Source organism: Streptomyces sp. WMMC500, assembly GCF_027497195.1.
Lineage (GTDB): Bacteria > Actinomycetota > Actinomycetes > Streptomycetales > Streptomycetaceae > Streptomyces.
The window spans coordinates 457,562-470,544 of sequence record NZ_CP114905.1 but is presented as its reverse complement, the minus strand read 5'-3'; the positions used below and the strand labels follow the sequence as shown (position 1 = coordinate 470,544).

Below are 12,983 nucleotides of genomic sequence, written 5' to 3'. Positions count from 1 at the left end.
CCGGTGTGCCCGCGCTGCGGTCGCGTCCGCTGCATCTGCCCGCCCGCGGCGGCCGCCTGAGCGGCCGCCACGGGCTCGCCCCACCGGGGTTCAGGGGTGCTTGCGCTGGTGCCCGAAGCGCATGCCGTCCAGCTTGAATCCGTGCACGGTGGGATCGACCCGGCGCTGCGGCGCCCGCCGCTCCGGAGCCGCTTCGATCACCGGCTCCGGCTCGCCCGCCGCGGTGATCCGCGCCAGCAGCCGCGCCCGCAGCCCGTCGGCCAGCGCGCGGTGCGAGGCGAGCCCGACAAGGTTGTCGAGCTCGTACGGGTCGTGCGCCAGGTCGTACAGCGCCGTCTCGACGTACCTGCTGCCGGAGCGGGTGCGCCAGCCGTCGGCCGCGGGGTCGACGACGTAGTACTTCCACCGTGAGGTGCGCAGGGCCCGTCCGCACTCGGACTCGCTGACCTGGACGAAGACGTCCTCGGGCCAGTCGGCGCCGGGGTCGCGGACCAGCGGCAGGAAGGAGCGTCCGTGCATCTCCTCCGGGACGTCCAGCCCCGCGGCGTCCAGGAGGGTCGGCGGCAGGTCCAGGGTGCTGACCGGGGCGTCGAGCACCCGGCCGCCGGCGAAGCCGGGGCCGTGCAGCGCGAGCGGCACCCGGATCGAACCGTCGTGGCAGGACCGCTTGTACTCGCCGTTGCGGGTACGGAAGTGGCTGCCGTGGTCGGAGGTGAACGCGACGATGGTGTCGTCCAGCAGGTCCATGCTGCGCAGCGCGTCCAGCAGCCGGCCCAGGCCCTCGTCGACGCGCCGGACCTGGCCGCAGTAGCCGGCGATGTGCCGGTGCGCGGTGCCCCCTTCCGCGGACAGGGCGGCCAGGTCCGGCGGCAGCCAGCGGCCGGTGTAGCGCTCCTCGTAGCCGTCCGGGGCCGGGTAGTCGTCGACCTCGTTCTGGTGGTGCGGCTCGATGAGGGAGAGGAAGAGGAAGAACGGCTCGTCGTGGTGGTCGGCGGCGAACCGGATCGCCGCATCGAACAGTGCGTCGGAGCGGTAGCCGGGCAGCCGCACCGGGTCGCCGTCCTCGTCGTACATCACCGTGCGGTACGCGTCCGAGGTGAACTCCAGCACGTTGGAGGCCAGCCAGTGTTGATACCCGCCCCGGTCCTCCGGCGGCACCGGGTCCGCGCCGGCCAGATGCCACTTGCCGATGTACCCGGTGGTGTAGCCCGCGTCACCGAAGTGGTGCGCGAGCGTGCGGGCGTCGCGCGGCAGCGGGATCCCGTTGCGGTAGCAGCCGGTGTCGGTGGGCCACCGGCCCGTCTGCAGCGCCGCCCGCGCGGGCGCGCAGACGGGCTGCGGGGTGATCGCCGCCGCCGCGTACGTGCCCGAGCGGGCCATCCGGTCGAACGCGGGCGTGAGGTCGAGCGGGTTGCCGCCCGCGCCCGTCGTGTCCCAGCGCTGCTGGTCGGTGAACACGACGATGACATGGGGACGCCGGTCGGGCATCGGGGTCCTTTCCGCACGGTGGGGTGGGGGTCACTTCAGGCCGGTCAGGGTGATGCCGCGGACGAAGTAGCGCTGGCTGAAGATCAACAGCAGGGCCGTCGGCACGAACATGATGACCGACCCCGCGGCGGTGAGGTGCCAGAGCTGGAACTGCTCCTGGCTGAACTGGGTGAGCCCCACCGGGATCGTCCGCATCCGCTCCGAGGTCGTCACCACCAGCGGCCAGAGGAACTCGTTCCACTGGAAGACGAACGTGAAGAGGCCCAGCACCGCCAGCGCGGGCTTGCACTGCGGCAGGATGATCCGCCAGTAGATGGCGAACTCGTTCGCACCGTCCACCCGGGCCGCGTGGATGAGGTCGTCGGGGATGGGCTGGATGAACTGCCGCATGAGGAAGATGCCGAAGCCGTCCATCAGGAACGGCACGATGAGCCCCTGGTAGCTGTCCAGCCAGCCGAGGTCCGACATCATCACGTACAGCGGGATCATGCGGACGAACAGCGGGATCATCAGCGTGGCGAGGATCGCCACGAACAGCGTGTTCTTGAACGGGAAGTCGAACTTCGCGAAGACGTAGCCCACCAGCGGATCGAAGATCAGGTGCGAGACCGTGATCGCACCCGCGACCACCAGGCTGTTGACGATGAAGTTGCCGAACGGCGCCTCCTCGAACAGCGTGGTGTAGTTCCCCCACTGCGGCGAGTCCGGCCACAGCACCGACTCCGCGGACAGCATCTCGGTCTCGGTCTGCAGCGACAGCGAGACCATGTAGACCAGCGGCACGATCGTGATGAGGCTGGCGATGGTGAGGAGCAGATAGGCGATGGCCTTGGACGTCCTGGCGGTCATCAGTACTGCACCTCCCGCTTCCGGCCGATGCGCAACTGCAGCAGCGTGAACGCCACGATGACGAACAGCAGGAGCACCGACAGCGCGGAGGCGTAGCCGAAGTTGCGGGCCCGGAAGGCGAGCTCGAAGATGTGGAAGACCATCAGGTCGGACGCCTCCCCGGGCCCGCCGCGGGTGATGATGTACGCCTGCCCGAACGCCTGCAGCCCGGTGATCACGGCCATCACGGAGACGAACAAGGTGGTCGGGGTGAGCAGCGGCACCGTGATCCGCCGGAACTGCTGCCAGCGGTTGGCGCCGTCGACCTTCGCCGCCTCGTAGTACACGTCGGGAATGCCCTGGAGCCCGGCCAGGAAGAGGATCATCGTGTGGCCCGTGGTCATCCACAGCGTCACCGCGACGATCGTGGCCACCGGGTGGGTGTTCAGCCACTCCTGGGTGGGCAGGCCGAGATCAGACAGGACCCGGTTGAGGATGCCGAGCTCGGGGTCGAGGATGTTGCGCCACATCAGGCCGACGACCGCGATCGAGGTGAGGTACGGCACCAGCAGCGCCAGCTTGAACGCCAGGCTGCCGCGCAGCCGCTGGTTGATGAGCACCGCGAGACCCATGCCCAGCACGATGGCGCCGATCGTGGTGGCCGCGGCGAACTGCAGGGTGACCGTGAAGGCGTTGCGCGCCTGCGGGTCCCGGAAGGCGTTGGTGTAGTTCTCGGCCCCGGCGAACTCGTCGGTCCGCTGGCCCGTCAGCATGCTGGTGTTGAGGATGTCCGCGATCGGATAGTAGAAGAAGATCCCGAAGAAGATGAGCGCCGGCGCCAGGAACAGATAGGCGGTCCGTGCCTGGCGCCGGGCGATCGGGGAGCGCTTCGTGCGCTTGGTGCGCTTCGGGAGCTCCACGGGCCCCGGGCCCTTGGTGAGTTCTGCCGGCGTTGCCATGTGCACTTAGTCCTTGAGGATGTTCTCGGCCGCGTCGTCGTAGGCGGCGAACGCCTCCTCCGCGTCGCTTCCCTCGATCAGCATGCTCTCGTACAGGGTCTTGTAGATGTCCTCCAGCTCGCCCGCCTTGCCGGTGGTGTAGACGCCGGTGCGGAACTCCTCGGCGTACGGGAGCCCCTCGGTGAAGGGCTTGACGTCCGGGTTCTCCAGAACGGCCGGCTCCTTCGCCCACGACTTGCGCGGCATCAGCATGCTGGCCTCCTCGGTCGCCGCCGTCTCGGTCTTCAGCGCCGTGATCCGCTTGATGAAGTCCCAGGACAGGTCGGGGCGCCCGGCCTTCGCGGGGATGAACAGCGTGGTGCCGCCGGCGATCGTCGACTGCCGCTTGCCCGTCAGCGCCGGAGCGATCCCGTACTCCAGATCGGGGTTGGACTGCTTGATGATCGGAATGTCCCAGGGGCCGGTGAGGATCATGGCGGTGCGCTCGGCCGCGAAGAACTTCGCCGCGCGCGTCACGTCGAGCGCGGTCGTCGGCTTGGGGGAGACCTTGTGCTTGTGCACCAGGTCGCGCTGGAACTCCATCGCCTCCATGGCGGCGGCGCGCGGCTGCAGCAGCTCGCCGCTGTCCGCGTCGTACTCGTGCACGCCGTTCTGCAGCATCCAGGGGTAGGAGTAGCTGAGCCCGTCGTTGAGTACGGTGCCGGTCACGTCGCCGGAGGTCAGCTCCCGGGCGGCGGAGAGGAAGTCGTCCCAGGTGGCGGGCGGTTCGATGCCCGCGTCGTCGAGCATCTTGCGGTTGTAGAAGAGCAGCGTGCAGGTGTAGTGCATCTGGATGCCGTACACCTGGCCCTCGTGGGTGTTGTCCGCGACGGCGACGTCCAGCCAGTCGTCCGGGAAGCCGATCTTCGCGCCGTCCTTGTCGAGGTACTTCTGCAGCGACAGCGCGTCCTCGCTGAGCGCGAACTCCTGCACCCAACTGCCCGGTTCCTCCACCACGTCCGGCACGTTGCCGGACTGGAAGTCGGAGACGAGCTTGGTGCGCAGGTCCTCCCACTGGAACTTCTGCAGCTCCACGGTGACCCCGTGGTCCTTCTCGAACTGCCCCACGACGGTCTTGTACGCCTCGTACTCGTGCGCGTTGTTCCAGTACGCGAGGAACGTGCCGCCGCCCCCGCCGCCGCCCGACTCGGCCTCGGGCGCGCCCGAGCCGCAGGCGGCCAGGGGGAGCGCCGCGGCGGCGCCGCCGGCGACGCCCAGCATCCTGCGCCGGGTCATCCACTGACCGTTGATGGCTGGCTTTGCTGACATGCGGGTGCTCCTCTCGCCGTGCATTCGGTTGGTCACGCGCTCGCCGGACACGCGCTCGTTCACGTCGACTCCCTGGGTATGAAGGACCAGGGCAGGACGATCTCGCGGGCCGCCGGCGGCTCCGCCGCCGCCAGCCGTTCGAACAGCAGCCCGGCCACGCGGCTGAAGTCGATCTGGCGCTGCCCCACCGTGCTCAGGGCCGGCCGGATCACCGACCCCTCCTCCAGGTTGCCGACGCCGAGGACGGCCACGTCCGCGGGCACCGTGCGGCCGGTGTCGCGGACCGCCCATATCGCGCTGATGGCCGCCCGGTCGGAGGCCACGAACAGCGCGTCCGGCGGCTCCGGCAGGGCCATGAGCGCGGCGGTGGCGCGGTAGCCCTCGACCCGGCTGTCGGCGCCGGCGCCGACGAGCCGGCCGTCCTGCCGCAGGCCGTGCCGCTGCAGCGCGTCCCGGTAGGCCGTGAGCCGGGCGGAGCGGTCGCCCAGCTCCAGGTCGTGCCGGTGGCCGAGGAAGGCGACCCGCCGGCGGCCCGCCGCCAGCAGGTGGTCCAGCGCCTCGCCGCACGCCTCGTACTCCGGGGTGCGCACGACGTCGAAGCCGTCCGGCATCACGGAGTTGTCGACCACGACCATCGCCGGCAGTCCGCGGGCCAGCTCGCCGAAGTCGCCGAAGTGGCGGGCGGAGTCGAAGAAGACCGCGCCGTCCGCCAGGCCCTGGCGGAGCAGCCGGGTGGCGTGCGCGGCATGCGCGGGGGAGTCGACGATGAGGGTGAGGACGCCGTGGCCGTCGGCGTCGGCCGCCGCGTGCAGGTCCCGTACCAGTTGCTCCTGCACCGGGCTGCCCAGCGAGCCGATCACCAGGCAGACCCGCTCGGTGCGGCGCTTGCGCAGTCCGCGCGCGGAGCTGTTGGGCACGTAGCCCAGATCCCGCACGGCCGCCAGCACCCGTTCCCGGGTGTCGGCGCCGATCCGGTTGTCCCGCCCGTTGACCACGTAGCTCACCGTCGCGACGGACACCCCGGCGAGGGCGGCGACGTCGCGGACCGTGGGACGCGTCTTCTTCGGCATGATGATACGTTTAAGCACCCGGGGCGCGGCAGGGTCAAGCCTTCGCGCGTGAAGTCTCGTGACGAATCGTCAAGTCCCAGGTCAGCGCGGTGCGCGTGTGGGCTAGATGCGCACCCCGTGCCCGCGCAGATAGCGCAACGGGTCGACGTCGGACCCGTAGCCGGGCCCGGTGCGGACCTCGAAGTGCAGATGCGGACCCGTGGAGTTCCCGGTGGATCCGGAGCGCCCGATGCGCTGCCCGGCGTTGACGGGCCGGCCGGCGCTCACAGTGATCGCGGAGAGGTGCGCGTACTGGCTGTAGCGGCCGTCGCGGTGCCGGATGACCACCTCGTAGCCGTACGCGCCCGCCCAGCCGGCGCTGACGACCTCGCCGTCCGCGACGGAGCGCACCCCGGTGCCGACCGAGACGGGGAAGTCGACCCCGGTGTGGTAGCCGCTGGACCAACTGCTGCCGCTGGCGCCGTACGGGGTGCCGACGGGAGCGCCGGCGAGCGGCGAGGTGTAGTCCGCGGCGGGCTTGGGCTCCGGCTTGGGCTTCGGCTTGGGTTTCGGCCTGGCCTCGGCCTGCGGCGCGGGCGCGCGCTTCTTCGCGTCCGGCTTCGTCCGCTCCGGCTTGGCATTGCGGGGCTTGCTCTTCTCGGGCTTCGACTTGGCGCCGGTCTTCGCCTTGGCCGGCGTCTTCGCGGACTTCGTCCCGTCCGGCTTCGCCTCGTCGTTCCCGGACTTCTGCGCGCCGGGGGCGGGGGAGTCCGCGCGCGGCTCGGGCGGGGCCGCGGCCCCGCCGCGGAGGGTGAGGCGCTGGCCGGGGAGTATGAGGTCGGGGTCGGCGCCGACGACGCCGCGGTTGCGCTCGTACAGCGCGGGCCACCCGCCGCGCAGGCGGTGCTGGTCGGCGATGCCGGAGAGGGTCTCCCCGGCCACGACCTCGTGGTGCCCGGGCTTCCGGCCGACCGTGCCGGCCCGCCCGCCCTGCGGCGCGGTGCCGCCGTCTCCGGCCGCCGTCCGTGCGTCACCGCGGTCGGATAACGCGCCGTCGGTCGGCGGCGTCAGACCTTCCTGCGCCCGGCCCTTCGCCGGGCTGTGCACGGAGTCCGCGGGCGCGCCCGCGGCCGGCGTGGCGGCGCCGGCGACCAGCGGCAGTGCGAGTCCCGCGCCGCTCGCGGTGACTGTGAGGGAGGCCCGCGACACCGGGCCGGGGCGGTAGCGGCGGTGCCGTCCGCGCCCTGTGCGCTCTGACATGGCTGAGTCACTTTCCGTGCGCCGAGACCTGAGCGAACGATAGAAGTGCCCATGCGGTTGGACAAGAGGGCGTATCCCGCCATCTCCGTGACCTCGTACGCCGCAGCCGCCCCGGACGGCTTCCCGGGCCCCGCCGCGCCCGCTCCCCGGATGGCCTAGCCCGACAGGACGTTAGACAAAGTCTAATGTAGGATGGGGTCCATAGCTACGAGGCAAGGAGGCGCCCACACATGACCACGATCCTCGACAAGAAGGCTCTGGACGTCACCGGCGAGGCGCTGCAGGGCGCGCTGGTCGATCTGCTGGACCTGTCCCTGCAGGGCAAGCAGGCGCACTGGAACCTCACGGGGCCGCTCTTCCGGGAGCTGCACCTGCAGCTCGACAAGATGGTGAAGCTGGCCCGCGAGCACGCGGACACGCTCGCCGAGCGGGCCGCGGCCCTGGGCCTGAGCCCGGACGGCAGGGCGAAGACCATCGCCGGGAGCAGCCCGCTGCCCGACATCGGCCCCGGGAAGATCTCCGACCAGAAGGTGATCGACGACGTCACCGACATGCTGGAGAAGGCCTCGGCGCGCATGCGGCAGCGCGTGGCGGACACCGACGACACCGACCTCATGACGCAGGACATGCTCATCAGCGCGACGCAGGACCTCGAGAAGCAGGCGTGGTTCTTCCGCTCGCACCGCATCGGCTGACCCCGGCCACCCGGCCGGCCGCGGATCCGCCTCCCCCGTCGGGTCCGCGGTCATCCCGGCCGCGGCGGGCGGCTCCGTCACCGCCGCCGCCCGCCACGGCCGCCCCCCGAACCGGCCCGCACGCGTCCCCCGCGCGTGCGGGCCGGTGGCGTGTCAGGCCGGGTTCTCCGCGTGGGTCAGGGTCTGCCAGGCGACGAACAGGTTGTTCGACCCGGCGGGCCGGCTCTGCTCGGTGTAGCGGCCGGTGTTGGTCATGGCGATGCCCATGCGGTGGTGCAGGGCGTTGTAGCCGATCTCGGTGACCGAGCCGAGGCCGCGGTCGACGCTGCCGCCGCAGAGCCAGCCGGGCGGTGCCTCGCCGAGTTCGTAACGCGACTGGAAGCCGAGCGCGTGCCGCAGCCGCTCGCCGACGTCGGTCCGGTAGAGGTCCTCACCCTGGATCCGGGCGGTCTCCGCGACGTGCGAGATCGAAGCCAGGCCGTATCCGGTGTGGGTGAAGTCGCGGCAGGTCTCCTGCGTCAGCCCGGTGACGAAGGTGGACTGCCCCTGCCAGTAGTTGATGATCTTCTGCCGGGTGTCGAGGTTCTGCTTCGGCACGGTCCGGGGCAGCGCGCCGTCGGACTCCAGGTAGATGAACGCGGGCACCCGGGTCCTGAAGGTCTGCATCGCCCGGTCGTACGCGCCCTTGTCCTCCAGGAAGACGGCGATGCCGACGGCCGCCTCCATCATCGTCAGCTCCCAGTTGCCGTTGGAGTTGGAGCCGCCGATGATCTTCGGCAGGTAGACGTTGCGCAGCATGGTCGCGAAGCGCCCCTCGTTCGCCCAGCCGCCGTCGTACGTGTACTTGATGATCTCGGCGGCCTTCGGCCAGGACGAGCCGGCCCAGCCGGTCTGCAGCGGCGCGTTGCTGTTGGTGTGGTCCCGGATGGTGGCGGACCAGGCGTCCATCAGCTCGATGGACTTCCTCGCGTAGCGCTCGTCGTGGGTGAAGTACCAGGCGAGCGCGGTGGTGTACGCGGCAATCGCGTCCTCGCGCTCGTCCGTGCAGCCGTGGTTGGGGTTGGAGTACGAGCCGCACTCGACGATCGCGCGCGGCTTGGGCGTGCGGCTGAGGCTCGCGTACTTGCTGCCCATCATCTGGTCGTACGCGCCCTTCCAGGGCTGGGCGCCGGCGTTGACCTTCTCCCGGGTGAAGTCCAACTGGCCCCGGGAGACGGTGACTCCCGGGTGGGTGAAGTTCGCGGGGGCCGCGTCGGCGCGGTCGTTGCCCGGCCAGCCGAGGAGCGAGGCCACCAGGGCCGTGACGGCCGCGACGAGCGTGGCGAACAGCGCGGCGCGCGGTCTGCGCCGATGGCGTGCGGGTGTGGGGGTGCCCTGCATGGTGGGGTCCATCCGTTCGCGTATATGAACTGCGAGTGTTCACATGAACACCGTGACAGCCCGTGACCTTAGGTACGTACCAACGGTGCGTCAAGGGCCGGGACATGACCCGTACACGCGAAGGACCGGGAGGGGGCGCACGTCCCGCCCCGTCCCGGTCCAGGTTCGCGTCCGCGGCCGGATCCGCCCGGCGGATCCGGCGTCCGCGTCAGTCCTTCCCGGCCGGCCGTACCACCGCGGCCGCGCCCCCGCCGCGGCGCTCCGGCTCCGCCGCCGCGACCCAGCGCCCGTCGGGCAGCAGTTCGACGCCGGTCGCCGCGCCGATCTCGCCGCCGTCCGCGAACCGGTGCCCCAGCGCCTCCAGTTCCGCGCGCTCCGGCAGGTCGAGGAACGCCGGCTCCGCCGACGTCGACGCCGTGTTGCGCTGGGCCGCGCGCGGCGCCGCGATGGCCTCCGGCAGGCTCAGCCCGCGATCGAGCCGGCCGGTGAGCACCTGCAGCACGGTGGTGATGATCGTCGAGCCGCCCGGCGAGCCGGTCGCCAGCAGCGGCTCGCCGTCGTCGAGGACGATCGTCGGCGCCATCGACGACCGCGGCCGCTTGCCGGGGCCCGGCAGGTTCGGGTCGGGCACGCCCGGCACGGACGGGGTGAAGGAGAAGTCCGTCAGCTCGTTGTTGAGCAGGAAGCCGCGACCGGGGACGGTGATGCCGCTGCCGCCGGTCTGCTCGATGGTGAGGGTGTACGCGACGACGTTGCCCCACTTGTCGGCGGTCGTCAGATGCGTGGTGCTCGGCCCCTCGTACGACGTGCCCTCGGGCGCGCGCTTCGCCTCGCAGCCGTCGTCCGGGCGGCGCGGGTCGCCCGGTGCGAGCGGGCTGGTCAGCACGGAGTCCGGGGAGATGAGGCAGGCCCGGGAGTCGGCGTACGCCTGCGAGAGCAGCCCGCGCGTCGGCACCTTCGAGAACCGCGGATCGCCCACCCAGCGGCCGCGGTCGGCGAAGGAGACGCGGGACGCCTCCAGGAAGCGGTGGAGGTACTGCGTCGCGGACAGCTCGCCGAGGTCGGTGCCCTCCAGAATGTTCAGCGCCTCGCCGACCGTGGTGCCGCCGGACGACGACGGCGCCATGCCGTAGACGTCGAGCCCGCGGTAGCCGACGCGGGTCGGCTGCTGCCGCGCGACGCGGTACCCGCGCAGGTCGGCGGGGCGCAGGTCGCCGGCGCGTACGACCCGGTCGGCGTCCGGGTCGACCGGCGGCCGGCGCACGGTGTCCGACACGTCCGCGCCTAGGTCGCCGCGGTACATCGCGCGGGTGCCCTCGTCGGCCAACTGCGCGTAGGTGCCGGCCAGGTCGGGGTTGCGCAGCGTGCTGCCCACCTCGGGCAGTTCGCCGCCGGGCAGGAACAGCTCCCGGGTGGCGGGGAAGTCGCGGAAGCGGGCCTCGTTGGCCGCGGTCTGCGCGCGGAACGTCTCGTCCACCGTGAAGCCCTCGGCCGCCAGCCGCTCCGCCGGCGCCAGCGCCTCGCCCAGCGAGGAGGTGCCCCACTGCCGCAGCGCCTGCTCCCAGGTCGCCGGCGTGCCCGGCACGCCGACGGAGAGCCCGCTGGTCACCGCCTCGTCGAACGGAACGGGCCCACCGTCCTCGACGAAGAGGTTCTCGTCGGCGGTGCGCGGGGCGGTCTCGCGGCCGTCGAGGGTGGCGACCCGGCCGCTCTTCGCGTCGTAGTACACGAAGTAGCCGCCGCCCCCGACGCCCGCAGAGTAGGGCTCGGTGACGCCGAGCGCCGCGGCGGTGGCGACGGCGGCGTCGACCGCGTTGCCGCCGTCGCGCAGCACCTCGATGCCCGCGGCGGTGGCGTCGGGGTCGACGCTGGTCACGGCGCCGCCGTAGCCCGTCGCCACCGGGGACTTCGGCGGCGCGGGCGCGTCCGGCCGGGCCGCCGTCGGCGGGGCGGCGGCCGCGGCGGTGGCGAGGATCGCGGCGAGGGCGAGCGGAACGGTGGGGCGGCGCAACCGCATGGGGGCTCCCGGACGGGTGGGCGTCACGACCCGGCCCATTGTGGTGACCGCGGCGGGTGTCGTCACCGGGGCGTGCCGGACCGTTCGGGAGCCCCGCCCGGATCTCCTGGACGAAGCGTCTAGAGTTGGACACTATGACTCATCTGGTGGACGAGCGCTCCGGCCGTACGTACCCCTTCGACGCCCTCCGCTGGCGCGCCGACGACGGCACCCCCCTCCAGGTCGGCGGCGTGCCCGGGATCGGCAGGGACGACATCGACACCGGCGAGCGCTCCCTGTGGCGCTACCGCGCCGCGCTGCCCTTCGGCATCGAGGCGCCCGTCTCCCTCGGCGAGGGCCGCACCCCGCTGCTCGCCCGCCGCTGGGGCGGGACCGATGTGCTCTTCAAGCCGGAGTGGTTCGGCCCCACCGGCAGCTTCAAGGACCGCGGCACCACCGTGATGATCTCCGCGCTCGCCCGGCTCGGGGTCCGCGAGGTCATCGAGGACAGCTCCGGCAACGGCGGCGCCTCCGTCGCCGCCTACTGCGCCGCCGCCGGCATCCGCGCCCGCATCCTCGCCCCGGAGGGCACGTCCCCGGCGAAGGTGCTCCAGGCCCGCGCGTACGGTGCCGAGGTCGAACTGGTGCCCGGCGGCCGTGACGCCACCGCCGCCGAGGCCGTACGCCGGTCCGCGGACATCCCGTACGCCGGACACAACTGGCACCCGCTCTTCCTCCAGGGCACCAAGACCCTCGCCTACGAACTGTGGGAGGACCTCGGCTTCGCCGCGCCCGACTGCGTCGTCACCGTCGCCGGCGCGGGCAGCACCGTCCTCGGCCTCGACGCCGGCTTCGGCGAACTCCTCGCCGCGGGCCGGATCGCCCGCCGCCCCCGCATCCTCGCCGCCCAGCCCGCCAACTGCGCCCCGATCCACGCGAGCTTCCGCGCCGGCGCCGACGGACCCGTACCGACCGACTACGCCCCGACCCTCGCCGAGGGCACCGCGATCCGCGAGCCCGTCCGGCTGCCGGAGGTGCTGCGCGCGGTGCGCCGCTCCGGCGGGGACATGGCGGCGATCGACGAGGACGGCATCCGCGCCGCCGTCGTCGGCCTCGCCGCCCTCGGGCTCTACGCCGAGCCGACCAGCGCCACCGCCGCCGCGGCCGTCGACGTCTTCCGCGCCCGCGGCGCCATCCGGCCGGGCGAGACGACGGCCGTGCTGCTCACCGGCACCGGGCTGAAGGCGGCGCCCGCGCTGGCCGGGCTGTTCGGGGGCGGGGCGTGAGCGCCGAGGACGAACTGCTGCTGCGCGAGGCCGAGAAGATCGTCACCGCATTGGGCCGGATGTTCCCCGGCGTCTGCGAGGTCGTCCTGCACGACCTGCGCGACCCCCGGCACGCGGTCCGTACGATCGAGAACCCGCTGTCGGGCCGCCGCCCCGGCGACCCCGCGACGGAGTTGGGCCTCGCCCGCATCGAGGACCCGGACTACCCCGACGTCGTCCAGAACTACCCGGGCCGCTTCCCCGACGGCCGCCCCGCGAAGAGCACGTCGATCGGCATCCGGAACTCGTCCGGCGCGTACGTCGCCGCCCTCTGCCTCAACCTCGACGTCTCCGTGCTCGACCGCACGGCCCGCACCCTCACCGCACTCACCGCGGTCGAGGACCCCGGGCTGCCGCTGACCGAGACCCTGCGGGCGCGGACGGCGGACGAACTGCGCGCGGCGGTGGAGGAGTTCGCCGCCGCCCGCGGGCAGACGCCGCGGGCGCTGGCCTCCGCGGACCGCCGCGAGCTGGTCCGCGACCTGCGCGAACGCGGCCTGCTGGAGATCAGGAGCGCGGTCCGGCTGGTCACGGAGCTGCTGGGGGTGTCGCGGGCGACCGTCTACAACTACCTCCGGTGAGGCCGGCCGGGACCGCACCGCCGCATGCCGCCGCATGCCGCCGATCGGGCGACGCGGCCACCCGTTCGGCCGTCCTCCGGATGCGTAGGCACGGCGGGCGTCCGAGGCTGACGA

11 protein-coding genes are annotated in these 12,983 nt (G+C 72.5%); 3 read left to right on the top strand and 8 right to left on the bottom strand.

The window, feature by feature from the left end:
- Positions 1-90: 90 nt before the first annotated feature.
- The 6 genes from O7599_RS01885 to O7599_RS01860 all read right to left on the bottom strand — a co-directional run bounded on the left by O7599_RS01885 (position 91) and on the right by O7599_RS01860 (position 6,892).
- Positions 91-1,488, bottom strand: coding sequence for a sulfatase-like hydrolase/transferase (locus tag O7599_RS01885; RefSeq protein ID WP_281620295.1), 1,398 nt, complete (start codon positions 1,486-1,488; stop codon positions 91-93).
- 30 nt (positions 1,489-1,518) lie between these two features.
- Complete coding sequence (locus tag O7599_RS01880; protein WP_281620294.1) at positions 1,519-2,337, bottom strand: carbohydrate ABC transporter permease; 819 nt, start codon at positions 2,335-2,337, stop codon at positions 1,519-1,521.
- Positions 2,337-3,275: a sugar ABC transporter permease gene (locus O7599_RS01875; protein ID WP_281620293.1), complete on the bottom strand. Its 939-nt coding sequence runs from the start codon at positions 3,273-3,275 to the stop codon at positions 2,337-2,339. Before O7599_RS01875 ends, O7599_RS01880 begins: the two co-directional genes overlap by 1 nt.
- 6 nt (positions 3,276-3,281) lie before the next feature.
- Positions 3,282-4,583: a sugar ABC transporter substrate-binding protein gene (locus tag O7599_RS01870; protein WP_281620292.1), complete on the bottom strand. Its 1,302-nt coding sequence runs from the start codon at positions 4,581-4,583 to the stop codon at positions 3,282-3,284.
- Positions 4,584-4,642: 59 nt separating this feature from the next.
- Positions 4,643-5,653: a LacI family DNA-binding transcriptional regulator gene (locus O7599_RS01865; protein ID WP_281620291.1), complete on the bottom strand. Its 1,011-nt coding sequence runs from the start codon at positions 5,651-5,653 to the stop codon at positions 4,643-4,645.
- A gap of 102 nt (positions 5,654-5,755) precedes the next feature.
- Positions 5,756-6,892 carry a M23 family metallopeptidase gene (locus O7599_RS01860; protein WP_281620290.1) on the bottom strand — a complete coding sequence of 379 codons (1,137 nt, stop codon included), beginning with the start codon at positions 6,890-6,892 and terminating at the stop codon, positions 5,756-5,758.
- A 230-nt stretch (positions 6,893-7,122) separates the two neighbouring features.
- Here O7599_RS01860 and O7599_RS01855 point away from each other — a divergent pair, with 230 nt between their 5' ends.
- The gene (locus O7599_RS01855; RefSeq protein ID WP_281620289.1) at positions 7,123-7,587 is read left to right on the top strand and encodes a DNA starvation/stationary phase protection protein; all 465 of its coding nucleotides are present in this window, start codon (positions 7,123-7,125) and stop codon (positions 7,585-7,587) included.
- Between the two features lie 153 nt (positions 7,588-7,740).
- Here the strand turns inward: O7599_RS01855 and O7599_RS01850 are convergent, their stop codons facing one another.
- A complete protein-coding gene (locus O7599_RS01850) occupies positions 7,741-8,967 on the bottom strand; it encodes an alginate lyase family protein (protein WP_281623245.1) in 1,227 nt (408 codons plus the stop codon).
- 208 nt (positions 8,968-9,175) lie between these two features.
- Entirely contained in the window at positions 9,176-10,984 is a 1,809-nt protein-coding gene (gene ggt / locus O7599_RS01845; protein ID WP_281620288.1) for a gamma-glutamyltransferase, read from the bottom strand.
- Between the two features lie 134 nt (positions 10,985-11,118).
- On the opposite strand from ggt, the gene O7599_RS01840 reads away from it, so the two are divergent.
- Both O7599_RS01840 and O7599_RS01835 read left to right on the top strand, forming a co-directional pair.
- The gene (locus O7599_RS01840; RefSeq protein WP_281620287.1) at positions 11,119-12,249 is read left to right on the top strand and encodes a pyridoxal-phosphate dependent enzyme; all 1,131 of its coding nucleotides are present in this window, start codon (positions 11,119-11,121) and stop codon (positions 12,247-12,249) included.
- Positions 12,246-12,869 carry a PAS domain-containing protein gene (locus O7599_RS01835; protein ID WP_281620286.1) on the top strand — a complete coding sequence of 208 codons (624 nt, stop codon included), beginning with the start codon at positions 12,246-12,248 and terminating at the stop codon, positions 12,867-12,869. The genes O7599_RS01840 and O7599_RS01835 overlap by 4 nt, the downstream gene beginning before the upstream one ends.
- The last annotated feature ends 114 nt before the right edge of the window (positions 12,870-12,983 follow it).